We start from the raw sequence: 22935 nt of genomic DNA, 5'->3' as shown, positions 1-22935 counted from the left end.
GCGCGCGGCGCGCACGGCGGAACCGAGCGCCAGCGAGGTGCAGCCGTGAGCGCCCCGTTGCCCGCCGACGCTGTCGAGCAGCGGCTGATACCCGTACTGGGACAACAGATCCGGGTCGTGGTGCGCTGGGGTACCGGTATTCCGCTGGTGTTGTGCAATGGGATCGGCGCCGCATTGGAGGTGTTCGATCCGCTGCTCGCCGCACTCGATCCGGAGACCACGGTGGTGCGGTTCGACGTGCCCGGCAGTGGCGGCTCACCCAATTCGCCGCTGCCGTACGGGTTTCCGTATCTGGCGGCGGTATTGCGGGCGGTGCTGCGCAAGCTGGGCATCCGCGGGCAGGTCGATATGCTCGGCCTGTCCTGGGGTGGTGCGCTGGCCCAGCAGTTCGCCTTCCAATATCCGCTGCGGTGCCGGCGACTGATCCTGGTCTCCACCGGCACCGGGGTCCTCATGGTGCCCGGGCATCCGCGGGCATTGCTGAAAATGCTGACCCCGCGCCGATTCCTGGACCACCGCTATGCCGCGGGCATCGCCGGTGAACTCTACGGCGGCACCGTCCGCCACGACCCCGCCATAGTCGAGCAGCTGTTCGACCGGCAGCTGATGGCCGGTTCGCGCATCGGCTATCTACATCAACTGCTGGCCGGATCGGTGTGGACGAGCCTGTTCGCGCTGCCGCTCATCCGCCAGCGCACGCTGATCCTGGCCGGCACCGACGACCCGATCATTCCGGTCGCCAATGCCCGCATCATGGGCCGGTTGCTGCCGCATGCGACCGTGCACCTGCATGCGGGCGGCCACGTCGATCTGATCACCAATGCCCGGGAGCTGGCGCCGGTGATCGAAGCCTTCCGCAACGAGAGAAACGAACGGTCATGAGCATTTCCGCCGCCATCGACAGCGCCGACTTCTACGCCCTCGAGGATCTGCTCGACGACGGCGAACTCAAGATCCTGCACCGGGTGCGGGAATTCATGAAATCCGAGGTGGAGCCGATCATCAACAAGCACTGGCAGCGCGGCAGCTTCCCGTTCGAGATCGTGCCCGGCTTCCGGCAACTCGGCATCGCGGGGCTACCGTATCGCGGATTCGGCTGCCCTGGAAGGTCTTTCCTGCTCGACGGTATGGTCGCCATGGAATTGGCGCGCACCGACCCATCCATCGCCACCTTCGCCGGGGTGCACGGCGGATTGTCCATGGGCTCGATCTACCTGTGCGGCGACGACGCCCAGCGCGAGCGCTTCCTGCCGGTAATGGCGCGTTTGGAGAAGATCGGCGCGTTCGGGTTGACCGAACCCGAGGTCGGGTCAGGCGCCTCCGGCGGCCTGCGCACCACCGCCCGCCGCGAGGGCGAAACCTGGATCCTCAACGGCAGCAAGAAGTGGATAGGCAACGCCACCTTCGGCGATCTCACCATCATCTGGGCCAAGGACGAGGCCGACGGCCAGGTCAAAGGTTTCGTCGTAGCCAATGACACTCCCGGTTTCAGCACCGAGAAACTCGAGGACAAGATCGCCCTGCGCGTGGTGCAGAACGCCACCATCACCCTCACCGATGTCCGCGTCCCCGAAGCCGACCGCCTCCAGCAGGCCAACTCCTTCCGCGACACTGCCGCCGTCCTGCGCATGACCCGCGCGGGTGTGGCCTGGATGGCAGTCGGCTGCGCCCGCGGCGCCTACGAGAACGCCCTCCGATACGCCCTGCAACGCGAACAATTCGGCCGCCCCATCGCCGGCTTCCAACTGGTCCAAGACCTCCTGGTCCGCATGCTCGGCAACATCACCTCCTCCTGGGCCCTGTGCGCCCGCCTCTCCCAACTCCAGGACCAGGGCCGCGCCGAAGACCGCCACTCCTCCCTGGCCAAGGCCTGGTGCACGGTCCGCATGCGCGAAACCGTCGGCTGGGCCCGCGAACTCATGGGCGGCAACGGAATCCTGCTGGAACACAATGTCGGCCGCTTCGTCGCCGACGCCGAAGCCATCTACTCCTACGAAGGCACCCGCGAGATGAACACTCTGATCGTCGGCCGAGCCATCACCGGCCTGAGCGCCTTCGTCTGACCAGCCAAAGCGAGGAGAGTGTGAACGGAGGGGGACAGCAGGATTGACAATCCGTGACATACTCTCCCAATCCGGGCATACCGCCACAGTGGCGTGCCCCTGTCGATGCGAGAGTTCATGTACGAAGACCCTGGACGCGCCCAGGCGAAGCAATTCTTGAACGAACTACAGCAATACGCGCAAACGCTCATGCGGCGGCGCCAGCAGCACGGGGCGGGAGACCCCGGGCAGCGGTCGATCGACACCGAGCTAGCCGCCGTAAGCCGTCAGATCGAGCTACTACTACGCCGGGTTCCGAACCTGAATATCCCAGCCGCCGGCTGAAACCGTTGCGACAGCGAGCCCCCGGCCCCACAAGGGCCGGGGGCTCATGCGTTCGTCCCACGGTGTAGCGGTGATCAGGCGCGGTGCGAGCGGCCGAGCCCGCTGCGTCCATACCGGAATCGTTGCGACACAGACACACTCGACACGATCACCACCGACGACTTCACCCTCGTCGGGCCGCTCGGCTTCGTGTTGTCCAAACCCGAATGGCAACGGCGGTGGCGATTCCGTCGCTCGTCTGGATCAGGCGAGGTCGCCGGCGATCAGGTGGTCGGCCGCGTCCAGGACGAGCAGCGCATGCAGATCGAACAGGCGTAGCAGGTCGACGGAGTCGCCGCCGATCTCTTTGGCTATGAACAGTCCGTCCGCGACGGCCATGCCGTAGGTCACCAGTAGGTGCACGCCCTGGTCGTCGAGTTCGGGCGCGAATTCGCGGATGGCTTCGGACATTCGGGTGATTGCCTGGGCGCGCACCTGCAGGAACATGGTGCGCGCGCTGGGCTCCTCGGGGCGGCGTTCCAGGGCCAGCATGAGGCCCAGGCGCAGGAAGTCGGGTGAGTCCAGGAGTGACTTCGCGATCTGCGCGGCCATGGCTCGTACCCGTTCGCGGGTGGAATCGCCGTCCGGGCGCTACTTCGCCGCGGGCCTGGATACCTATCCGGCGTTGATCGCCGATGATGCGGGGATCAACCGCAGCAGTGCGCTCACCTTGTTTCCCAGGCTCGAATCCGTGCCTGCCACACGGGCGGCGAGGTAGCCGTCCGGGCGGATGAGGATCAGCTCACCCGGCTCGGGGGTGTAGAAGCGCTGGAATTCGCTGTTGCCGTCGAGGATTCCGTCACCGGGCACGGTGGTGATCCGGTACGCGTGCAGGTCGGCCGATTCGGCGCCGTCGGTGAGAGCTGTTGTGTCACCGTCGGTGTCGAAGGCGAGCAGGGTCCATTGCGGGCCGCGGGTGAGGTCGAACAGGTCGCCGGTGAAATCGGGGCCGCGCAGGCCGGTGACGTTCGGCGCGCGGTCGCCGGTGATCGGGTGGCCCTCGGTGCGCGGTGCGAATCGGTCGCCGTAGCGGATGCCGAGGCCGGTCGTCAGTTCGGCGTCGGCGAGCTCGTCGAGTGCGGAGGACACCGTGGCGATATCGCCGGTGGCTCCGTCGACGACGCGGTCGAGCCGCTTGGTGCTGAGTTCGAGCACGGTGCGGGCGACGGGCATCCGTTCGGTGGAGTAGGTGTCCAGCAGATCGGGGGATGCGCCTTTGACGACCGCACTCAGCTTCCAGCCGAGGTTGTAGGCGTCCTGGATCCCCGTATTCATGCCCTGCCCGCCGGCGGGTGAGTGCACGTGCGCGGCGTCGCCCGCGAGCAGTACCCGGCCGCGGCGATAGTCGGACACCATGCGGACATTCACGCGATAGATCGACAGCCAGGTCGCGCTGGTCAGGGTGATTCCGGCGTTGCGGTCGTCGAGCAGCTGCTGGTAGAGCTCGAGGGAGGGTGCGGCCGGTTCGGTGTCGGCCGGGATGGGGGTCTGGAACTGCCAGATATCGCTGTTGGGAAGCGGTGTGAGGGCGAGCATTCCGGCGCTGGAGGTCCAGATGTGCATGCGATCGTGCGGCAGTTCGGCGACGGTGACGTCGCCGAGGTACCAGCGCTCCCACTCGCGGGTCTCCCCTTCCAGCGGGCGATCGATCAGTCTGCGGGTCGTGCTCTTGCCGCCGTCGGTGCCCACCGCGTAACGCGCCTCGACCGCGCGCCGGCCGTCAGCGGTCCGCACGGTCACCGTGACGAGGTCCGAATCCTGCACCAGGTCAACAGCTTCCGCGCCGTACTCGATCGATCCGCCCAGTTCGTACAGGCGTTCGCGCAGCGCATGCTCGACATCGAACTGCCCGATCCAGAGCATGTCGGGGTAGGGCGTGCGGAGGCCGGGATCGGCGGGAATCGTGATCGGCGGCCGATCGACGAAGCTGCCGGATGAATCGTAGTATCGCACAGGCAGATCCGCGACACCGTGCCGTAGGACGTAGTCGACGGCGCCGAGATCGTCGAGCACCTCCAGCGAACGCGATTGAATCCCTTTGGCTTTGGAGGCGCGACTGGGTGCGGCCTCCCGCTCGATGACGTGGCAGGCGATGCCGCGACGGGTGAGATCGCACGCCAGGGTGAGACCCACCGGGCCGGCGCCGATGACGAGGACCTCGGTCTGAATCGTGTCGTGTGCGTTCATGACTTCCTCCACGGGCTTTAGATGCAGAGCCGCATCTTATGGAGATGAGCGTACGTCCGCCTGATAAGATGCGCAAGTGCATCCTAAAGAGGCCCAACCGGCTCAACGCCGCCGCGGCGCGGCACTGGAAGAGGCGCTGCTCGCCGCCGCATGGGCCGTCCTGCGCGAGCACGGCTACGCCGGATTCACCCTCGAAGCCGTCGCCGGTCGCGCCGGCACCAGCCGCCCGGTCCTCGCCCGCCGCTGGGCCACCCGCCACGACCTGCTGCACGACACCATCACCCACGCCAGCCGGATGCGACCGGTCACCACACCGCAGACCGGGAGCCTGCGCGGCGACCTCATCGCCCTACTGCGCGAACTCAACAACTCCCGCCGCGACCTCGCGACCGTCATGGGCGTGCAACTCGGCGGCTACTACCAGGAGACCGGCAAAACCATCGCCGACCTGCGCGAAATCTCACTCATCGGCCAGCACACGGTCCTCGACGACATCATGTCGGCGGCCGTCGAACGCGGCGAGATCGACCCCGCCAAACTCACCCCGCTGCTGCGGAGCCTGCCCGTGGACCTGCTACGGCACCATCTCTTCATGACGCTGCAGCCGATGGCGGACGAGGACATCGAGGACATCGTCGACACCATCTTCCTGCCGCTCGTCCGGCCCTAGAAGTCGATGCCCGGATCCTGAATCCGATTCCTTCTCAAGGCCTTTCAGCGCCAGGCTCGCGCGCGGGCAAACCCCGTAGCAAGGCGTCGAGGAACAGCTCGAAACGCGGGGCATTGCCGCTGAAGTGCAGGTTGCCGTCCTGCATCGCCAGCCAGGCGATGACCGACGTGATGAAGATGTAGTAGCTCTGCTCGGCCGGCTCCGGTTCGACACCGGCCGCCTCGAAGGCGCCGGTGATCGCCGCCTGTAGCCGCTCGAAAGCTCCCGCATTGTGGCGGTGCGGGCGTGAGAGATGGGTGGCATAGCCGGGCAGTGCGAGGAACTGGTCGTGCATGGCCCAGCCGAGGCGCGCGAGCCACGGGCGCCAGGACTGCGCGTCCGGGCCGTCCGCGGGCAGAATCCGTTCCACGACAACATCACTGATGAGATCGATCAGTTCCTCGCGGTTCTTCACCCAGCGATAGAGCGCGCCGTGGGTGACCGTGAGCCGCGCCGCCAGTTCGCGCATGGTCAGCGTGTCCAGATTCCCGGACGAGATGGCGGCCTCCAGGATTCGTTCCCGGCTGATCTGCGCGGGACGACCAGGGCCTCGTCGGGTTGCGGCGGCTTCAGACATGGTGACGACTATACGAACACCCCAATTAGTGGCCAATGGTTACTAATAGCGCTACGCTGCCCATGAGCGCAGAACAGCGGAACCCCGAAAGGACGAAGCAATGATCGACAACACACCCCAGGGCACCGTGGCCGCCGGATTCGAGTCCGTACGAGACGTTTTCGCCGCAATCGCGACGAGCGAAGGCGCCGACTACGCGGCACAGATGGTCGCCTATCGGCACGGCGAACGTGTGGTGGATCTCTGGACCGGCCCGGCGATCACCGGCACCTCACTGCTGGGCGCGTACTCCGCGAGCAAGGGGGCCGCACACCTGGTCGTGGCCCGGCTCGCACAAGACGGCGTACTGGATCTGGATCGGCCGGTCGCCTACTACTGGCCGGAGTTCGCCGTGCACGGCAAGCAGGACATCCTGCTGCGCGAGCTGCTGGCGCACCGAGCCGGATTGGTCGGCGCCGACACCGGATTCACCCTCGAGGAACTCGCCGATGACCGAGCCATCGCCGAACGCCTCGGCGCGCAGCGACCGTATTGGCGGCCGGGCAGCGCCTTCGGCTACCACGCGCTGGTCATGGCGGCACTCAGTGGCGAGGTGGTGCGACGCGCCACCGGGCAGAGCATCCAGAGCCTGTTCGCCAAGTTGATAGGCGAACCCTACGGCGTGGACTTCCATTTCGGGTTGGCCGACGATCAGGAATCCCGCTTCGTGCCCACACTTCCGGTGATCATGACCCCCGACATGCAGGCCGTAGCGACAGCGCAGGCAACGGGCCCGAACAGCTTGTCCGGCATCGCCTTCAACCGCAACAATCCACACGGCCCGCAGGTATGGGAGCTACCGAACCTGGAAGTGATCCGCAGGCAGGGGCCAGCATCCCTCGGTGGAGTGGCCTCCGGGGACGGCCTGGCCCGGATGTACGCGGCCGCAATCGATTCGATGAACGGTCTCGCGCCACTGCTCGACCAGGACACCATCGACGCTGTGGGGCAGATCCATTCGATCGGCTACGACCTCGTCAACCGGTCCCAGAAGGCGTTCACACCCGGCTTCCACGCCACCTCGGAGTACTACCCGGTGCTGGGGCAGGGCTCGTTCGGGCACAGCGGCGCGGGCGGCCAGCAGGCATTCGCGGACCCGCGTAATGGGATCGCCTTCGGCTACACCCGGCGCCGCTTCCCGTTCCCCGCCGGACCCGGCCGGGATTGCGAGTTGCTGATCCCCGCCCTCTACGCCGCGATCACGCCTTCGTAGTAGCAGGTTCGACCACCGGCTCCGGGTGGTCGACATCCGCCCAGGTGGCCGGGGTCGGGCCGAAGATGTTGTGCGAGTTGGTGATCACGGAATTGGCCAGGGCCCGGTTGCCGGCGGCGCCGATCACCGCGCCGATACCGGCGGGCAGCGTCTTGCCGAACATGAGAACACCACGCCGGACAATGAATTGGACGATGAAGCGCTTCGCCATGGCATTGTCGATATTGCGGACGATCGGCAGGTGGTCGGCCACCGCGGACGCCCAATCGCGAGCGGACTGACTCGCGTTCTTCCCCAGCATCTCCGCGCCACTCTCACCGAGCACCACACCCACCACCAGGGCGCGGCGACGTTTCGGCGACATCGACTGCATGCCGTGCACGCTGCCGACCGAGACCGCGTACAGCGCGGACGCCTCCAGGAAGACGACGGATTCGACACCGCTGACCGCCAACCCGATCAAGGTACCCACGCCGGGCACCGCGGCACTCAGACCCGCGACAGTGCCACTGAGCGTGACGAAGACCTTGTAGCGCGTCTCCAGGCCCTGCGCGATGTCCTCCGGCGTCCGGTCCGGGTGCAGCCGCCGCAACCGGTTCACATACCGCGAGGCCAATGGCAGTTGCACCCCGGCACCGCCGCGGAGCACCAACTCGGCCGACTTCTGTAAAGCCCGTTCGAACATCCACCGTCCCCTCTCCTCGACCAAAGTGCGACAGTACGGACGAAATCGGCGTCGACGCCGTTACGACACGGCTTTCCGGGTCAACGGGTCGCAAGTCACGAAGGGCCCGACTTCCCGCCCCACCGTCTCGTTCCGGGCACACGGCACCCCCACCCCCTTTTCGGCCATCGGAAGTCTCAGCCTGCACCGTCATCGGAGTGCTGTTCGCGACCGGCCTGGCAGCACTGGCACCCAACGAGCCGCCTATTGCGCGCTGCCGGATCCGAGCCATCCGAAGGGGCCCGAGCCGCTCGAAGAACCGGTGCCTCCACCGCCTTGCAGTGGGACGGTCTTGGACTGCAACCATCTTCGGGCAGCGAAGTCGCGGGCCTTGATAGTCACTGCGGAGTCGCTCACCTCGATCTGCAGGCCTTGGTTGACCTGTGGGCCGACTTCCTGCTCATCGCCGTGACCGTCGGTGGTGTAACCGGTTTGGATGCAGCCGGTGTTGATCGTGGTGAACCCCTTGGCATTGCCGGCGCCCGGCACCACTTTGGTGGCGATCCAGTCCGGCAGGCCCAGGTCCCAGTGCGTGTGGCCGCTGAAGAAGAACAGGTCGGGGTATTTCCCGAGCAGGCCCAGTAGCCGGTCGATCTGGGTGTAGTCCTTGTTGTATCGGTTGGTATTCGAGCCGGATACCGAGTCGGGCAGCGGGTGGTGGCTGATCACCATGATCGGTTTGCGCCTGCCCGACCAGTAGCTCAGCCGGTCGGCCAGCCAGTTGAACTGCGCCTCGCTGATCCACACCTCGTCCCACAGGTTCTTGTCGTAGTAGTGCTGGTAGCGCTCTGTGCCGATGGACAGCACCGGAATACCGCCGAACAGTGTCTCGGCATAGATGGTGTTGCGTCCGGCGAAGTTGTAGAAGCTCCGGAACAACGAGTCTTCGGTGACGCCGTTGGGCCAGGTGTCCTGTGCCAGCGTGTTCTCGTCTTTCCACTTCGGCACATAGAACTCATGATTGCCGATCGCCCAGGCCACCGTGTCCGCGTGCGAGTTGTTCGCGAACACCTTTGCCACCGAGGCATATTCGGAGTCGAAGCCCCGCGGGGTGATATCCCCGGCGATGGCCAGCCCGGCACTGCCGGGATTGATATCGGCCATATCCGCGAACGCACTCTTCAGATCACCCAGGTCGCCCTGGATATCGCTGATCACATTGAACCTGACGATCTCCGATTCCGCCGCCAGCGCCAGCGGCATACGCATCGCCGCGGGCAGCGCGACCGCTGCGGCAGCCGCCGCAGCGCCGGTCAGAAACCTTCTCCGCCCCAAGTGCATTCGTGTCTCTTCCAGTAGAGCGAGGAAGCCCCGGCCCCCTCACCAGCCCACCCGTCCCCGGCACCGGGAACGGCCCGTTCTCACGGTCTAGACCGTTCCATATGGAAGCGTTTCACCACCAGGCCCACCGCACCGAGTTCACACACTGTTCCACCGCATGAACTGCCCCTTACCGCAGCGATACTTACAAGTACCGGCCCGGTACGGGCGGGTAGACACTGGAAGGAATCAGCTCGGCAAACACATAACGAAAAGTCCGATCACGAAGCATCGACTACAGACTTGTTGTTGAGTGGCTCTATGGCCACAGCGGATGCGGTTCGTTCGGTTGCGGAGGAGACGTTCGAGGTCATGCGCCGCTATGGCGTGACGCGTATGTTCGGCAATCCTGGGTCCACGGAGATGGCCTGGTTCCGGTATTGGCCCGACGACATCGACTACGTGCTGGCGTTGCAGGAGGCGAGCGCCGTCGCGATGGCGGAGGGGTTCGGGATCGTCTCGGGGACACCGGGATTCGCCAATCTGCACTCGGCGGCCGGTATCGGCAATGCGATGGCGAGCATTATGACGGCGTGGCGCAATCAGTCGCCGCTGGTGGTGACGGCGGGTAATCAGACCCGTGCGCTGCTGCCGGTCGATCCGTATCTGGGGCAGATCTATCCCACCGAGTTTCCCAAGCCGTACGTGAAATGGGCCGATATGCCCGCGCGCGCCGCGGACGTGCCCGGCGCCATCGCCCGCGCCTGCGCGACCGCCCTGACCGCGCCGTGCGGGCCCGCGCTGGTGACCATCCCCAGCGACGACTGGGAACAGCCCGCGGATCCGGTGCCCGCACACACGGTGGTGACGGGACTGGGCGCGGACCCGGCAAGTATCGCCCGGTTCGCCGAAGTGCTTGCCGCGGCGGAGAATCCGGTCCTGATCCTGGGTCAGGAGGTCGATCGCGACGCTGCGGGCGCGGAGGCGGTGCGACTGGCGGAGAAGTTGAATGCCGGAGTGTTCGAGGCGCCGTGGTCGTCGCGATGCAACTTCCCCGAACGACATCCGCTGTTCCAAGGATTCCTGGCCGCAGCCAAGGACGAGGTGGTCGCCGCGCTGCGTGGTCACGATGTGGCGCTGGTGATCGGCGCGCAGGTCTTCACCTATCACATCTATACCGACGGGCCCTACCTGCCGGAGGGCACCACGGTCCTGCACGTGACGGAGAATCCGGAGCACGCCTTCTCCGCCCCGGTCGGCCAGAGCCTGATCGCCACGGCGGGCAATGCGATTCGCGCACTCCTCGACGCCCTGCCCGCCACCCGCCGTGCGGCCCCGGCGAAACGGGCGGAGCCGGCGCAGGCCACCGCCGGTGGACGTATGGCGGGCACGTACGTCATGAAGGTCATTCGTGAGATGGTGCCGCTGGATTCGCCTGTGTTCGAAGAGGTTCCATCGTTTCGCGCGGCGATCCGCGATCAGTTCCGCGTCGAGTCCCCCGGCCTGTATTTCAACGCCTTCAGCGGCGGCCTGGGCTGGGCGCTCCCCGCGAGTGTCGGTGGCGCGCTGGCGGATACGAGCCGCAAAACGGTCGCCCTGATGGGCGACGGATCGATGATGTACTCCATCCAGGCCCTCTGGACAGCGGCACAGCAGCAAGCGCCATTGACCGTGATCGTCATGAACAACGGCGAGTACGGCGCGATGAAATCCTTCGCCAACTTGTTCGGGATCCCCCGATTCCCCGACGCCATCCAGCGCAGCCTGGACCTCCCCCGCATCGACTTCCCAGCTCTGGCAGCCGGTTTGGGCGTCCCCGCGCTGACCGCGGATGACCCGAAGGTGCTCGGCGACATGCTGCAGGACGCCATGGCCGACCCCGGCCCATTCCTGCTGGACGTTCATGTCGAGGCGCTACGCGGCGTCGGACCTCTGTAAGGCGGGGGGAACGCTAGCGATACAGTGCGTCGATGGTCGCCGCGTAGTCGGTGGCGATCGGTTTGCGCTTGAGTTTGCCGGTGGGAGTGAGGTGGGGGCTGCCGAGTTCCCAGGCTTCGGTGAGGATCGCGAACTTCTTGATCTGTTCCACGCGTGAGAGTTTCGCGTTGGCGGCGTCGATGCCGGACTGGATCGCCTCGACGATTCGGGAATTGCGGGACAGGGCGGCGAGGGTGGCGTCGGGGAGGGCGTGTTTCGACGCGAAGGCTGCGGCGGCGTCGGGGTCCAGGCATATCAGCGCGACGTTGTAGGGGCGCTGGTCGCCGATGACGATGGCGGTGCCGACCAGGGGGCTGTTGGCGGCCACGGCGTTTTCGATATTGGTCGGCGACATGTTCTTACCGGCCGCGTTGATGATGATTTCCTTCTTGCGGTCGACGATCTTCAGGTAGCCCTCGGCGTCGATCTCGCCGATATCGCCGGTATGCAGCCAGCCGTCGGAATCGATTGTCTCCGCGGTCTTCTCGGGATCATTGCGGTAGCCGCGCATGACCATCGGGCCGCGGGCCAGCACCTCGCCGTCGTCGGCGATGCGGATTTCGGCGCCGGGCACCGGGGTGCCGACGGTACCGAGCTTGATGCGTGCGGGCCGGGCGATGGTGATGGCGGCGGTGCATTCGCTCATGCCCCAGCCCTCACACAGCGGAAGGCCCAGTCCCAGTACGAATTCGTGCACTTCCGGTGGGATCGGGGCGGCGCCGGTGACACCGACGCGCAGGCGATCCAGGCCCAGCTTCGCGCGGATCCGCGACAGCACCAACCGGTCGGCGACGGCGTACCGCACCGAATCCAGTGTTCCGGACGGATTGCCCGCGGACTGCGCGCGGGCCCGCGCCCGTCCTACCCCGATCGCCCACCACACCAGTCGCTTTCGGAGCACGCTGGGCTCCGCGTCGAGGGCGGTTTCGATGGCGGCTTTCAGCTTCACCCAGACTCGCGGCACGCCGAGGAAGAAGGTCGGGCGGACCTCGGTCAGCGCATCCAGGATCGTTTTCGTATCCGCGACCGTGGTGATCTGTACACCGAACAGCATGCCGCCGTAGTGGGCGAACCAGCGGTTGGCGGCGTGTGCGTCGGGCAGGTACGAGATGGCCCGGTCATCGGTTCCGATACCGCCGAATTCGGCTACGATGCGGGCATTTTCGATGAAGTTGCGGTGGGTGAGCTCGACCCCTTTCGGCGGGCCGGTGGTTCCGGAGGTGTAGACGATGGTCAGCAGGTCGTCCGGGCCGACCGCCTGCCAGGCCGCGTCGAAGTCGAATTCTTCGGCGGGCGCTGCCACCACCTCGTCGAGCCCGAGCGCCCCCTCGGTCGGGCCGTCGACGCACACCACATGCTCGACCTTGCCGCCCAGCTCGCGGGCGGCCAGTATCACGGGCAGAAACTGCCGTTCACAGATCACCACCCGATTGCCCGCGTTCTCGAAGAGATAGGCGAGCATTTCGGCGGGGTTGGTGTTGTACATCGAGAACGGGGTCGCCCCGAGATGCAGGATCGCGGTGTCGCACAGGTGGAATTCGGGCCGATTGGTGAGCATGATCGCCACCGTGTCGCCGCGGCTCACGCCGAGTCCGGCCAGGGCCGCGGCGAGGGACCGCACCCTATCCGAGTACTGACGCCAGGTGACGGTGATCGCGTCATCGCTGGTGCGCAACGCCACCTTGTCCGGGTGGCGGCGCACCGTTTCCTGGAATGCCGCGCACATGGTGGCGGGCTGAGCGACTGTGGACCGATTCGTCATTCCTGGCGTCCTCGTCTTCGAACGGTGTTCTTGTGCAGGGTGATTCAGTTGCCGAGGCCGCGGGCGCGGTTTTCGTAGGCGCGACGCCGGACGGGATCGACGTCGTCGGTGAAGACGTGCTCACCGCCCAGGAGCCGGGTCAGCGTCTCGCCGATCACGCGCGGCATGAATTTCTGTGCCGCGACGAGGGTTCCGACCACCCGGCTGACCCGCAGCTTGGGTCGCGGATTCAGGATGAGTGAGACGATGCCGGCGGCGATGTCCTCGGGCTCGACATTGCGGAAACCCTTGATGCCCTTGGTGCCCGCGGTCAGTTCGGTGTTCACGAACGATGGCATCATGAGGGAGAAGTCCAGACCGGCGGCGCGATGTTCGACCCGCACGGCCTCGGTGAAGCCGACCACCGCGTACTTGCTGGCGCAGTAGGTGGCCAGGCCCGGAGTGTAGGTCTCCCCCGCCAGCGAGGACACATTGATGACGTGGCCGCGTCCGCGCGGCAGCATGCGCTGTACCGCCAGTTTCGTGCCGACGATGACGCCGTAGGTGTTGATGTCGAGGATGCGGCGCGTGACGGCATCCGGTTCATCGGCGATCCGGCCTACCGGCATGATCCCGGCATTGTTCACCAGTACATCGATCGGCCCGAGCCGCGTCTCCACCTCCTCCAGGAAGGACTCGAACGACTTCGGGTCGGTCACATCGAGTTTCGCGCATACCTCGAGCCCGAGGGACTTCCCGGCGTCCCGCACCGCCTGCTCGTCGATATCGCCGATGGCGACCCGCGCGCCGAGACCGTGCAGTGTGGTCGCGGTCGCCAGCCCGATGCCGCGAGCCGCACCGGTGATCGCGATGATCTTGCCGCGCACCGCGGCCGCACTCTCTGTCATTGCCCAACTCTCGCTAGCCGCGGCGCCGATTCGGGCTCCGCTGGATTCTGTTGTTCTTCACGCTGTTTCGTGATGCCCGACCGCTATCCCCCGCGCGAGTTGCCGGGCCAGCGCCGTGATCCGATCGGGTACCTCGAGTTGCGGACAGTGGCCGATACCCTCCAGCACCACCAGCCGGCTGCCCGGCACCGCCGCGGCGAGGTTGCGGCTGCCCGCGACGGTGACAAGGCGATCGCGCGTGCCGTGCACCACGATCGTGGGGCAGCCGATATTGCGCACCGTGGCCACCGCCGCCACCTCGGAGGCGTATCGCCCGCCGGTCGAGACCAATTCGCGGCGGTGCTGCGGCGACCCGAACTGCTCGAGCAGCAGGTTCACCATCGCCAGATCGGCCATCCGCGGCCGCCCGTAGAGAAGTTTGCCCGCCGCCCGAGCCGCGGTGCGGCGGTGCGCCAGGCGCGGGACGGGCAGCCCGGCCAATGCGGCCAATGGCTTGCCGTGCCCGGCCAATGCAATCTTCACGAGCAATGTCCATTGATCGGTGGCAGTGTCGAGCGCCACCAGGCCACCCACGGGCAGTCCGGTGATGGTGTCGAGCATTCGCACGCAGGTGGCCGCGCCGAGCGAATTCCCCACCAGGACAACCGGGGTGGCCGCCCCCTGCGCGGTCACCACGGCCGCCAGGAACCGCACCAGCTGCGGCAGCTGCGGGCCCGCGGTGAGCGGGTCCGCCTCACCCAGGCCGGGTAGATCGACGGCGACCGCCGGCTGACCGGTCCGTTCGCACTCGGCCAGCACCGGTCCCCAGGAGGGCGCGGGGTGGCCGAAACCGTGCACCAGCACCAGTTTCGGCCCTGTGCCCTCGACGTACAGCTCTCGCGTGCGATATCCGGCGTAGGTCGCACGCCGTTCGCCGATCACTACTCCGCCTTGGCCCAGTGGTCCAGCTGTCCGGGCAGCTTGTCCAGCAGCCAGGGACCGTCGGTCTCGACGGTGTCCTTGGTGGTCCAGCCCCGCAGCAGTGACACCGCGCCACCCTGCACCGCCAGCACCTTGCCGGTGAGCGGGCAGTCCGCACTCGCCAGGTAGGCGACGACGGGGGCGATATTGGCGGGGCTGAAGGCGTCGAACTCACCCTCGGGCACCTCTTCGGCGAAGATCGCGCCCATGCCGGGGGTAGCGAGGGTGAGGCGGGTGCGGGCCACGGGCGCAATGGCATTCACGCGCACGCCGTAGCGCTCCAGTTCGGCCGCGGCGACCTCGGTGAGTGCGGCGATCCCCGCCTTGGCCGCACCGTAGTTGGCCTGTCCCGGGTTCGGCATGAAGGTGCCCGACGCGGACGCGGTATTGATCACCGCGGCATTGACCTGCTTGCCCGCCTTGGTCTGATCCTTCCAATAGGCGGCGGCGTGATGCAGCACCGAGAAGTGACCCTTGAGGTGCACCGCGATGACCGAATCCCATTGCGCCTCATCCATGCTCGCGACGAAGCCGTCGCGCAGGATGCCCGCGTTGTTGACCACGATATCGAGTCCGCCGAATTCCGAGATCGCCTGATCGACAAGGCCCTTCGCGCCCGCCCAGGTGGCGATATTGTCGGTGTTGGCCACGGCCTTGCCACCGGCCGCGCGGATCTCGTTCACGACCTGCTGTGCAGGACCGGCATCCGTGCCTTTGCCCTCATTGCTGCCGCCGAGATCGTTGACGACCACGCTCGCGCCTTCGCGGGCGAACAGCAGCGCGTGCTCCCGGCCGATGCCGCGACCGGCGCCGGTGACGACAGCGACGCGGTTCTCCATTGAACCCATGTGTTCCTCCGTGTACGGGAAAGTGAAGTGACTCAGCCGACGAGCGCGGCGAGCTTGTCCAGCGAGGCGTCGAGCTCCTTGGTGGAGGCGCGCTCGATCGCACCGCCGATGGCCCCGACCATCATCTGGCTGATGAACTCGGCGTCGATGGTGGCCACGGACGCGTCGGCGCCGTGCGCCGCGACGGAGAGGGTGAAGCTGATCTTCGCGCCGGCCATGCCGGTGCCGGAGAACTTGGTGCTGTTCGGAGCGTCGTACTGCTCGACGGTGAAGTCGATGGTGTTGGCCATGCCCATGATCGTCAGCACCTCGGCCATGGTGGCGCCCTGCGACAGCTGGGCCGGCGGCTCCGACTTCCACTTGGTGTGCACGGTCAGCCACTCCTCGAAGCGGCGCGGATCGGAGATCACCGCCCACAGCTTGTCCTGTGAGACGGGGAATTCCTTGGACGCGTTGGCCTTTGCCATGAGATCACTCCTGTTTGTAGGTGCCGAAGGACTGTGTTTCAGCGGTTGGCGGGTCGGTAGGCGGTCACGAACGATGCGCCACCGAGGCCGATGTTGTGTGCCAGTGCGACACCGGATTCAGTCGCCGCCGAGGCCACCTGGCGCTGATCGGCGTCGCCGCGCAGCTGCCAGGTCATCTCGGCGCACTGCGCGAGACCGGTCGCGCCGAGCGGGTGGCCCTTGGAGATGAGGCCGCCGGAGGGGTTGACCACCCAGCGACCGCCGTAGGTGGTGTCGCCGTTGTCGATGAGCTTGTGGCCCTCGCCCTCGGCCGCCAGGCCCAGGGCCTCGTAGGTGAGCAGCTCGTTGGGCGCGAAGCAGTCGTGCAGTTCGATGACGTCGACGTCCTCGGGCCCGATTCCGGCCTGCTCGTACACCATTCGCGCCGCGGCGGCGGTCATGTCGACACCAACCAGCGCGCGGGCGGTCTCGGCGGCGAAGGTGGACTCCAGATCCGTGACCACAGCCTGGCCCACGATCTCGACGGCGCGCTCACCGAGTCCGTGCTCCTCGACGAACCGTTCGCTCGCCAGCACGGCGGCAGCCGAGCCGTCGGAGGTGGGTGAGCACATCAGTCGCGTCAACTGCAGCGGCTCGTACACCATTTTCGCGCTGCGTACCTCGTCAAGGGTGTAGACGTCCTGGAACTGCGCGTACGGGTTGTTCGCCGAGTGCCGGTGGTTCTTCTCGGCGATCTTGGCGTAGTGCTCGGGGGTGGAACCGTACTTCTGCATGTGTTCGACACCCGCTGCGCCGAACATCCACGGTGCCACCGGCATCGCGAACTCCTGCAGCTCGGCCAATGCCTGAATGTGGTTCATGAGCGGCTGTTCCCGGTCGCTCCACTGTGATTCCAGCGAACCGGACTGCATCTTCTCGAAGCCGATGGCCAGCGAGCAGTCGGCGAAGCCGCCGCGGATGGCACGTGCCGCGAGGTAGAGCGCGGTGGAACCGGTGGAACAGTTGTTGTTCACGTTCACGATCGGGATGCCGGTCAGGCCCAGCTCGTAGATCGCACGCTGACCGCTGGTGGAATCGCCGTAGCAGTAGCCCGCGGCAGCCTCCTGCACCGCGCCGTACTCGATACCGGCGTCGGCGAGCGCCTTGGTGCCGGACTCCTTGGCCATGGCCGGGTAGTCCCAGCCTTCGCGGCGGCCCGGCTTCTCGAACTTCGTCATGCCGACGCCGACGACGAACACCCTGTTGGACATGATCACTCCTGAAAGTCTCTGCGGCTCAGACGGTTCCGAATTCGGCCAGGCCGTCGGTGATGAGGAATTTGCCGGGCTTCTCGTCTCCGGCGGTTTCGAAGGCGAAGACCTCCCGGTCGCCGATCAGGCCCCTGCTCCAGGCACTGGTGGTGATGGTCTCCTGCGGCAGACCGGGCTTGGTCAAGCGCACCGCGAGCCGCTTCAGCCGCGCGGGATCCCTCGGGCTGATCCTGGTGAGCAGTGCGTGCGAGGTGAACGCGATCGTGCACAGACCGTGAATGATGATGCCGGGCAACCCCATTGCGCGAGCGAACTCGTCGTCGAGGTGGATCGGCATCGGATCCCCGGCAGGCTCGGCGTAACGGAACGTCTGGTCCGCGTCGAACCGCTGCACGGCGGTGAAATCCGCCTCGCGAGCGCGCAGCGACTCGTCGAAAGCGTGATCCGGGCTGGCGACGCCGGCGGATCCCTCGAACTGCCCGCCCCGGAAGAACCCGATGAAGTACTGCTCGTTGACCAGATCGCCACGGTCGCTGCGGGTCTCCATCAAGGTGGTCACCACGACGCCGGAGGACTTGCCCTCGACGCCGATCGGCTTGGCCCGCACCGTCAGCGTCTCCCCCGGCTCGATCGGCCGGTGCAGCCGGAAGTCGTGCTCGCCGTGCAGGATTCGCAGCATCAGCTCATCCGGCACCACCGACATGGTGGCGTCGGCCATCAGCACCATCGCCGGGACCACCGCGAACACCGGCGGCGCATAGGTGCCGTCCAGATGCTGGGCGATGGGGTCGTTGGTGGCTTCGGCGTACGCGACGGTCCGCTCGGCATCGACCTTGAATTGCTGCTCCTCGCCCCAAACATCGAGACGGTCGAGGTTGTATCCCTCGTTGTCGGCCACGGCTGTGTCTCCTGTGCGCATCGTCGGGCAGTGACTGCTTCGACGGTAGGGAGCACGGCCCGGCCGCGGCGATGACCGAACCTCTCCGCGGATTGACCGAAACGCTCACCGATCCGGCCGCAGGCCGGATTCGGTTGATACGGTCGGGCTCGTGTCCCCGTCCCCTGCCGATGCTCGAAACACCCTGCCCATCGCGCGCGTGCGGGCCTTGGTCGAGCTGGCCGCGCACCGCGGCTGGGATGTGGCAGGCCTGCTGTCGGAGGCGGGCATCTCCCCGGTCCTGCTGCCGGAGGGGCGTTCTCGCGTCACCTGGGAACAGGCCGCCGAGCTGGTGCAGCGACTGTGGCGGACCACCGACGACGAACTGCTGGGACTCGGGCTCGTGCCCGTGCCGCGCGGCACCTTCCGGCTGGTGTGTTTCGGGCTGATCAGCGCGCCGACGCTCGGCGCGGCCATCCGGCGGTTCGAGAGCTTCCAGCGGTCGTTGCCCGGATTCCCGCCCATCGTCCTCACCGAAGCGGCGGGCGAAGCGCGGCTGACCTTCGATATCAGCGGGATCGCGCAGCCGGTCGAGACGCTGATCGACACCATGCTGACCATCAGCCACCGTTTTCTGGACTGGACCATCGGCAGGCGCATACCGCTGCGAGGTGTGGAGCTGCCCCACCCGCAGAACCCCGAATTCGACGACTACGACGTCATATTCGGGGCGCCCGTGACCTTTTCGGCGCCGAGGCCGGCGCTGATCTTCGACGGCGCACAGCTCGACGCGCCGATCGTGCGCACCGAGGACGATCTGATGGTGTTCCTGCGCAGCGCCCCCGCGGGCGTTATCGGCATCCGTGACTACTCGGTATCGCTGGCCGCTCAGGTGCGGCGGATTCTCGAACGCGGGCTCACCGACGGTTGGCCCAGCGTCGACGACATCGCGCGGGAACTTTTGATGAGCCCGCAAACCCTGCGCCGCCGACTCCAGGAAGAGAACACCACACCGCGCGAGATCCGCGAACAGATCCTGCGGGATGCGGCCATCTCGAGCCTGGTTCGTGGCGAGGAGACAGTTGCCGCGCTCTCGCGCCGGCTCGGCTTCTCCGAGCCCAGCGCCTTCTCCCGCGCCTTCCGCCGCTGGACCGGCAGTCCGCCCGGGTCGTATCAGCACCGGCCGGGGGCTCCGGTCACGGATTGAGCGGTCCGGTCAAGCGGGCGAGCGGCCGGGTCATTGGCGCGGCCCGCATGCCGACTTAGCGTCACAGCAGAGCCGATAAGAACAGAGGAGTTCAGTCGTGGCCCTGCACCGATCGCCGTGGATGGACGAGGATCTGGACGCGCTGCGCGATCTCGCGCGCCAGTTCTTCGAGAAGGAATGCGCCCCGAACGAGGAACGCTGGGGCCGGCAACAGTACGTCGACCGCGAAACCTGGCTGCGGGCAGGCGAACTGGGGCTGCTGTGCCTGAGCATCCCGGAGGAATACGGCGGCGGGGGCGGCAGCTTCGCGCACGAGGCGACCGTGGCGATCGAGCAGGTCCGCGCGCTGGCGCCCAGCTTCGGCGGCCTACTGCACAGCGGCATCATCGCCCACTACATCGACTCCTACGGCACCGAGGAGCAGAAGCGAGCCTGGCTGCCGAAAATGGCGTCCGGCGAGGTCATTTCGGCGATCGCCATGACCGAGCCGGGGACCGGGTCCGATCTGCAGTCGATCAAGACCAAGGCGATCAAGGAGGGCGACGAGTACGTTGTCAGCGGCGCGAAGACCTTCATCTCCAACGGGCACAATGCCGACCTTGTGATCGTCGCTGCCAAGACCGACCCGAACGGCCGTGGCGCCGACAGTGTTTCGCTGATCGCGGTCGAAACCGATCGGGCCGGATTCCGCCGCGGCCGGAACCTGGCGAAGATCGGTCAGCACGGGCAGGACACGTGTGAACTGTTCTTCGACGAGGTGAGAGTGCCGCACACCAACCTGATCGGCGCCGTCGAAGGACTCGGCTTCCTGCAGCTCATGCAGCAACTGCCGCAGGAACGGCTGTTCCTCGCGATCAGCGCCGCGGCGGCCATCGAGAAGACCGTCGAAGTCACCCTCGCCTATACCAAGGAGCGCGAAGCCTTCGGCCGGGCCATCTTCAAATTCCAGAACACCCAATTCGTGCTCGCCGAGGCCGACACGGTCAAGTCGATCGCGTGGAGCTTCCTCGACGACTGCATCGCCAAGCACCTGCGCGGCGAACTCGATGTCCCCACCGCCGCCAAGGCCAAATGGTGGCTCACCGAACAGCAGTGCAAGGTGGCCGACGAATGCCTGCAACTGTTCGGCGGCTACGGCTACATGCAGGAGTATCCGATCTCGCGGATCTACACCGACGCCCGCATCCAGAAGGTGTACGGCGGCACCAACGAGATCATGAAGACCATCATCGCGAAGAGCCTGTAGGAGAAGCGGAATGGGACCACTGCAGGGCGTCAAGGTCGTCGAGATGGCCGGGCTCGCACCCGCCCCTTTCGGCTGCATGATCCTCGCCGACCTCGGCGCACAGGTATTGCGCGTCGATCGCGGCGGCGCACCCGGGCCGGGCCTCACCCCGCCCGACGGCCCACTGGACCGCGGCAAATACACCGTCGCATTGAACGTCAAAGACCCCGCCGACCGCGAAACCCTTTACGCGCTCATCGAACAGGCCGATGTCTTCGTCGAAGGCTATCGGCCCGGTGTCGCCGAGCGTCTCGGCATCGGCCCGCAGGAGCTGGCCGCCCGTAATCCGCGCCTGATCTACGGCCGCATGACCGGCTGGGGCCAGGACGGCCCCCTCGCACCCCGCGCCGGGCACGACATCAACTACATCGCCCTGTCCGGCGCCCTCGACCTCATCGGCCGCGCCGGGGAACGCCCCGTGCCCCCGGGCAATATCATCGGCGACTTCGCCGGTGGCGGAATGCTTTTGGCGCTCGGCGTGATCTCCGCACTGTACGAACGGGCACAGTCCGGCCGGGGCCAGGTGGTGGACGCGGCCATGGTCGACGGCTCCGCCCTGTTCACCGCCTTCATGCACGGCATGCATCAGGTCGGCCTGTGGAATGCCCCGCGCGGAGAGAACGCGCTCGACGGCGGGGCCGCCTTCTACGACACCTACGAATGCGCCGACGGCAGGTACGTCGCTGTCGGCTGCGTCGAAATGCAGTTCTACGCCGAGCTTCTCGCCATCCTCGAGATCGACGACCCGGAGCTGCCCTTCCAACTCGACCCCACCGGCTGGCCTCGCTTGAAGGAAGTTCTCGCCGCGAAGTTCAAGGAACGCCCCCGCGATGAATGGGCCACCCTTTTCGCCGACTCCGACGCCTGCGTGAGCCCCGTCCTCAGCCCCTGGGAGGCCCACGAACATCCCCACAATCGGGCCCGCAACGCCTTCATAGAAATCGACGGCATCCGCCAGCCCGCCCCCGCACCCCGCTTCACCCGCACTCCGGCCGCCACCCCGGCGCCCTTGGAGAAAGATTCCGGGCAGATCCGAAAACTGCTCTCCGCCTGGGGAGTGCAAAACGAAGCGATCTCACGCATCAGCAGCTGAAGGTCGCTGCCGTCAGGTGTTCAACCGCGCGGCGGTGTCGAGGTGCAGGGCGGTGAGTTCGGCTGTCGGACAGCTACGGCGAACCGTCAAAACCCACGGCCACCACCAGGTTCACCCACCTCGTTCGTGGCCGCCAAATCAGGCAACCCCGCATGACCGCCGCCGAGAATACGCAGCCACCCTCGGTCCACCACAGCACCCGATCCTCCCAGAAGCCGCGGCCGAGTGGCACCTGGTCGTGACAAACACCGAGAGGATTTCACGCTGAGGTACCACTGGGCTCGAGAAACGGGCAGGCGCGCGGGACGGCGTGGATGATTCAACTGGCGGATCGCTATCAGCACCACGATCCCGATCCCGATCACGGTCGCGAGCGCGAGAATCTCCTCCGCCGGGCGGTAGGCGAAGGTCCGGAACTTGTTCATTCGCGTATGCGCGACGACCTCGACGACGACGGTCTGCACACGCGGCAGGATCGGGCGTGGCCGGAACCGATCCGGTTGGCCTGTGCGAAGGATACGAATCATCCGGGTCAGCCCGGTGAAGAGCAATCCCCAGCAGAGCACTGTCCTGATTCGGTGCTCATGGCCGGCATACGGCGGAGTGGGCGTTGCCGCCGATCTGATCGAACAGACCCCGCGGCAAGAGAACACCGTACAGGGAGACGTCGAGGCTGCACAGATACCCGTTGGCGTAGGCGCCATTCTGGGTGAACTTACCCACGTCGGCGAGGATGCCGGGCAGGTCGACGGCGGCCTGGTCCAGCTTGGAACCGTTCGCGATCAGCAGGGTCAACGCATCACGCGTCGAGTTCTGCGCCACCGACAGTTTCGGCTGGATCTGCGCGAGCATGCTCACCAGCGAATCGGTGGCAGTAGCGATCTGGACCGTGGACGCCTGCAACGACTGGCCCTGATCGTAGAGCCCGCCGATCAACGCACGAGTCTGCGTCACCAGCGTCTCCAGCTCGTCACCACGCTTGGCCAGCCCACTCATCACCCCCGACAGATTCGTGATGACATCGGAGATGATCCCGTCACGGCGCTGGAAGTCGTTGGCCAGCGCGGCGGCCTGGGTGATGAACGCGCTCAGCGACACATTATCGCCCTGCAACGCCTCGATGAACGTGCTCGACAGGTTGTTCACCTGCTCCGGAGACAACACCTGGAACAACGGCTGGAAACCGT

Annotated in this window: 22 protein-coding genes; 8 read left to right on the top strand and 14 right to left on the bottom strand. The window is 66.5% G+C overall.

The window, feature by feature from the left end:
* The first annotated feature begins 45 nt into the window (after window positions 1-45).
* Together ACIP5Y_RS17995 and ACIP5Y_RS17990 are read left to right on the top strand one after the other, a co-directional pair.
* Window positions 46-882 (top strand): alpha/beta fold hydrolase, encoded by an 837-nt coding sequence (locus ACIP5Y_RS17995; RefSeq protein WP_400351335.1) that lies wholly within the window; start codon window positions 46-48, stop codon window positions 880-882.
* Complete coding sequence (locus ACIP5Y_RS17990) at window positions 879-2063, top strand: acyl-CoA dehydrogenase family protein (protein ID WP_400351334.1); 1185 nt, start codon at window positions 879-881, stop codon at window positions 2061-2063. Before ACIP5Y_RS17995 ends, ACIP5Y_RS17990 begins: the two co-directional genes overlap by 4 nt.
* Window positions 2064-2630: 567 nt before the next feature.
* Here ACIP5Y_RS17990 and ACIP5Y_RS17985 read toward each other — a convergent pair.
* Together ACIP5Y_RS17985 and ACIP5Y_RS17980 are read right to left on the bottom strand one after the other, a co-directional pair.
* A complete protein-coding gene (locus ACIP5Y_RS17985; RefSeq protein ID WP_400351333.1) occupies window positions 2631-2978 on the bottom strand; it encodes a hypothetical protein in 348 nt (115 codons plus the stop codon).
* 63 nt (window positions 2979-3041) lie between these two features.
* Window positions 3042-4613 (bottom strand): FAD-dependent monooxygenase, encoded by a 1572-nt coding sequence (locus ACIP5Y_RS17980; protein WP_400351332.1) that lies wholly within the window; start codon window positions 4611-4613, stop codon window positions 3042-3044.
* 76 nt (window positions 4614-4689) lie between these two features.
* Between ACIP5Y_RS17980 and ACIP5Y_RS17975 the strand changes: the two genes are divergently transcribed.
* Window positions 4690-5283 (top strand): TetR/AcrR family transcriptional regulator C-terminal ligand-binding domain-containing protein, encoded by a 594-nt coding sequence (locus ACIP5Y_RS17975; protein WP_400351331.1) that lies wholly within the window; start codon window positions 4690-4692, stop codon window positions 5281-5283.
* 34 nt (window positions 5284-5317) lie between these two features.
* On the opposite strand, the gene ACIP5Y_RS17970 is transcribed toward ACIP5Y_RS17975, so the two are convergent.
* A complete protein-coding gene (locus ACIP5Y_RS17970) occupies window positions 5318-5899 on the bottom strand; it encodes a TetR/AcrR family transcriptional regulator (protein WP_400351330.1) in 582 nt (193 codons plus the stop codon).
* Window positions 5900-5999: 100 nt separating this feature from the next.
* Between ACIP5Y_RS17970 and ACIP5Y_RS17965 the strand changes: the two genes are divergently transcribed.
* Window positions 6000-7151 carry a serine hydrolase domain-containing protein gene (locus tag ACIP5Y_RS17965; protein WP_400351329.1) on the top strand — a complete coding sequence of 384 codons (1152 nt, stop codon included), beginning with the start codon at window positions 6000-6002 and terminating at the stop codon, window positions 7149-7151.
* Here the strand turns inward: ACIP5Y_RS17965 and ACIP5Y_RS17960 are convergent.
* Together ACIP5Y_RS17960 and ACIP5Y_RS17955 are read right to left on the bottom strand one after the other, a co-directional pair.
* Complete coding sequence (locus ACIP5Y_RS17960; protein ID WP_400351328.1) at window positions 7138-7836, bottom strand: hypothetical protein; 699 nt, start codon at window positions 7834-7836, stop codon at window positions 7138-7140. The two genes, ACIP5Y_RS17965 and ACIP5Y_RS17960, sit on opposite strands and share 14 nt — an antisense overlap.
* A 243-nt stretch (window positions 7837-8079) precedes the next feature.
* Window positions 8080-9156 carry a DUF4073 domain-containing protein gene (locus ACIP5Y_RS17955; protein WP_400351327.1) on the bottom strand — a complete coding sequence of 359 codons (1077 nt, stop codon included), beginning with the start codon at window positions 9154-9156 and terminating at the stop codon, window positions 8080-8082.
* A gap of 300 nt (window positions 9157-9456) precedes the next feature.
* On the opposite strand from ACIP5Y_RS17955, the gene mdlC reads away from it, so the two are divergent.
* Window positions 9457-11073 (top strand): benzoylformate decarboxylase, encoded by a 1617-nt coding sequence (gene mdlC / locus ACIP5Y_RS17950; protein WP_400351326.1) that lies wholly within the window; start codon window positions 9457-9459, stop codon window positions 11071-11073.
* 13 nt (window positions 11074-11086) lie between these two features.
* On the opposite strand, the gene ACIP5Y_RS17945 is transcribed toward mdlC, so the two are convergent.
* Genes ACIP5Y_RS17945 through ACIP5Y_RS17915 form a run of 7 tightly spaced genes read right to left on the bottom strand, consistent with a single transcriptional unit; the run spans window position 11087 to window position 18205 of the window.
* Entirely contained in the window at window positions 11087-12874 is a 1788-nt protein-coding gene (locus tag ACIP5Y_RS17945; RefSeq protein WP_400351325.1) for an AMP-dependent synthetase/ligase, read from the bottom strand.
* A gap of 44 nt (window positions 12875-12918) precedes the next feature.
* Entirely contained in the window at window positions 12919-13761 is an 843-nt protein-coding gene (locus ACIP5Y_RS17940; RefSeq protein ID WP_400351324.1) for an SDR family oxidoreductase, read from the bottom strand.
* A 57-nt stretch (window positions 13762-13818) separates the two neighbouring features.
* On the bottom strand, window positions 13819-14682 hold the full coding sequence (locus ACIP5Y_RS17935) for an alpha/beta fold hydrolase (RefSeq protein ID WP_400351323.1): 864 nt from the start codon (window positions 14680-14682) through the stop codon (window positions 13819-13821).
* On the bottom strand, window positions 14682-15569 hold the full coding sequence (locus ACIP5Y_RS17930) for an SDR family oxidoreductase (protein ID WP_400351322.1): 888 nt from the start codon (window positions 15567-15569) through the stop codon (window positions 14682-14684). Before ACIP5Y_RS17930 ends, ACIP5Y_RS17935 begins: the two co-directional genes overlap by 1 nt.
* A gap of 32 nt (window positions 15570-15601) precedes the next feature.
* Window positions 15602-16036 (bottom strand): SRPBCC family protein, encoded by a 435-nt coding sequence (locus ACIP5Y_RS17925; RefSeq protein WP_400351321.1) that lies wholly within the window; start codon window positions 16034-16036, stop codon window positions 15602-15604.
* Between the two features lie 38 nt (window positions 16037-16074).
* Window positions 16075-17286, bottom strand: coding sequence for a lipid-transfer protein (locus tag ACIP5Y_RS17920; RefSeq protein ID WP_400351320.1), 1212 nt, complete (start codon window positions 17284-17286; stop codon window positions 16075-16077).
* Between the two features lie 25 nt (window positions 17287-17311).
* Window positions 17312-18205 carry a MaoC/PaaZ C-terminal domain-containing protein gene (locus ACIP5Y_RS17915; protein ID WP_400351319.1) on the bottom strand — a complete coding sequence of 298 codons (894 nt, stop codon included), beginning with the start codon at window positions 18203-18205 and terminating at the stop codon, window positions 17312-17314.
* A gap of 130 nt (window positions 18206-18335) precedes the next feature.
* Here ACIP5Y_RS17915 and ACIP5Y_RS17910 point away from each other — a divergent pair, with 130 nt between their 5' ends.
* From ACIP5Y_RS17910 to ACIP5Y_RS17900, 3 genes are all read left to right on the top strand, one after another.
* Complete coding sequence (locus tag ACIP5Y_RS17910) at window positions 18336-19370, top strand: AraC family transcriptional regulator (RefSeq protein WP_400351318.1); 1035 nt, start codon at window positions 18336-18338, stop codon at window positions 19368-19370.
* Window positions 19371-19491: 121 nt separating this feature from the next.
* Window positions 19492-20616, top strand: coding sequence for an acyl-CoA dehydrogenase family protein (locus ACIP5Y_RS17905; RefSeq protein WP_400353792.1), 1125 nt, complete (start codon window positions 19492-19494; stop codon window positions 20614-20616).
* 10 nt (window positions 20617-20626) lie between these two features.
* Window positions 20627-21748 carry a CaiB/BaiF CoA transferase family protein gene (locus ACIP5Y_RS17900; protein ID WP_400351317.1) on the top strand — a complete coding sequence of 374 codons (1122 nt, stop codon included), beginning with the start codon at window positions 20627-20629 and terminating at the stop codon, window positions 21746-21748.
* 86 nt (window positions 21749-21834) lie between these two features.
* On the opposite strand, the gene ACIP5Y_RS17895 is transcribed toward ACIP5Y_RS17900, so the two are convergent.
* Both ACIP5Y_RS17895 and ACIP5Y_RS17890 read right to left on the bottom strand, forming a co-directional pair.
* Window positions 21835-22212: a hypothetical protein gene (locus ACIP5Y_RS17895; RefSeq protein ID WP_400351316.1), complete on the bottom strand. Its 378-nt coding sequence runs from the start codon at window positions 22210-22212 to the stop codon at window positions 21835-21837.
* 118 nt (window positions 22213-22330) lie between these two features.
* On the bottom strand, window positions 22331-22935 hold a 605-nt coding region (locus ACIP5Y_RS17890; protein ID WP_400351315.1), incomplete at its 5' end, for an MCE family protein.

Source organism: Nocardia sp. NPDC088792, from assembly GCF_044750615.1.
Lineage (GTDB): Bacteria > Actinomycetota > Actinomycetes > Mycobacteriales > Mycobacteriaceae > Nocardia.
This window is presented reverse-complemented; position numbering and strand designations above follow the sequence as displayed.

Coding starts and splice junctions, on each gene's coding strand:
- ACIP5Y_RS17990 (WP_400351334.1), top strand. CDS start 879: ATGAGCATTTCCGCCGCCATCGACAGCGCCGACTTCTACGCCCTCGAG.
- ACIP5Y_RS17985 (WP_400351333.1), bottom strand. CDS start 2,978: ATGGCCGCGCAGATCGCGAAGTCACTCCTGGACTCACCCGACTTCCTG.
- ACIP5Y_RS17980 (WP_400351332.1), bottom strand. CDS start 4,613: ATGAACGCACACGACACGATTCAGACCGAGGTCCTCGTCATCGGCGCC.
- ACIP5Y_RS17970 (WP_400351330.1), bottom strand. CDS start 5,899: ATGTCTGAAGCCGCCGCAACCCGACGAGGCCCTGGTCGTCCCGCGCAG.
- ACIP5Y_RS17965 (WP_400351329.1), top strand. CDS start 6,000: ATGATCGACAACACACCCCAGGGCACCGTGGCCGCCGGATTCGAGTCC.
- ACIP5Y_RS17960 (WP_400351328.1), bottom strand. CDS start 7,836: ATGTTCGAACGGGCTTTACAGAAGTCGGCCGAGTTGGTGCTCCGCGGC.
- ACIP5Y_RS17955 (WP_400351327.1), bottom strand. CDS start 9,156: ATGCACTTGGGGCGGAGAAGGTTTCTGACCGGCGCTGCGGCGGCTGCC.
- mdlC (WP_400351326.1), top strand. CDS start 9,457: ATGGCCACAGCGGATGCGGTTCGTTCGGTTGCGGAGGAGACGTTCGAG.
- ACIP5Y_RS17945 (WP_400351325.1), bottom strand. CDS start 12,874: ATGACGAATCGGTCCACAGTCGCTCAGCCCGCCACCATGTGCGCGGCA.
- ACIP5Y_RS17940 (WP_400351324.1), bottom strand. CDS start 13,761: ATGACAGAGAGTGCGGCCGCGGTGCGCGGCAAGATCATCGCGATCACC.
- ACIP5Y_RS17930 (WP_400351322.1), bottom strand. CDS start 15,569: ATGGGTTCAATGGAGAACCGCGTCGCTGTCGTCACCGGCGCCGGTCGC.
- ACIP5Y_RS17925 (WP_400351321.1), bottom strand. CDS start 16,036: ATGGCAAAGGCCAACGCGTCCAAGGAATTCCCCGTCTCACAGGACAAG.
- ACIP5Y_RS17920 (WP_400351320.1), bottom strand. CDS start 17,286: ATGTCCAACAGGGTGTTCGTCGTCGGCGTCGGCATGACGAAGTTCGAG.
- ACIP5Y_RS17915 (WP_400351319.1), bottom strand. CDS start 18,205: ATGCGCACAGGAGACACAGCCGTGGCCGACAACGAGGGATACAACCTC.
- ACIP5Y_RS17905 (WP_400353792.1), top strand. CDS start 19,492: ATGGACGAGGATCTGGACGCGCTGCGCGATCTCGCGCGCCAGTTCTTC.
- ACIP5Y_RS17900 (WP_400351317.1), top strand. CDS start 20,627: ATGGGACCACTGCAGGGCGTCAAGGTCGTCGAGATGGCCGGGCTCGCA.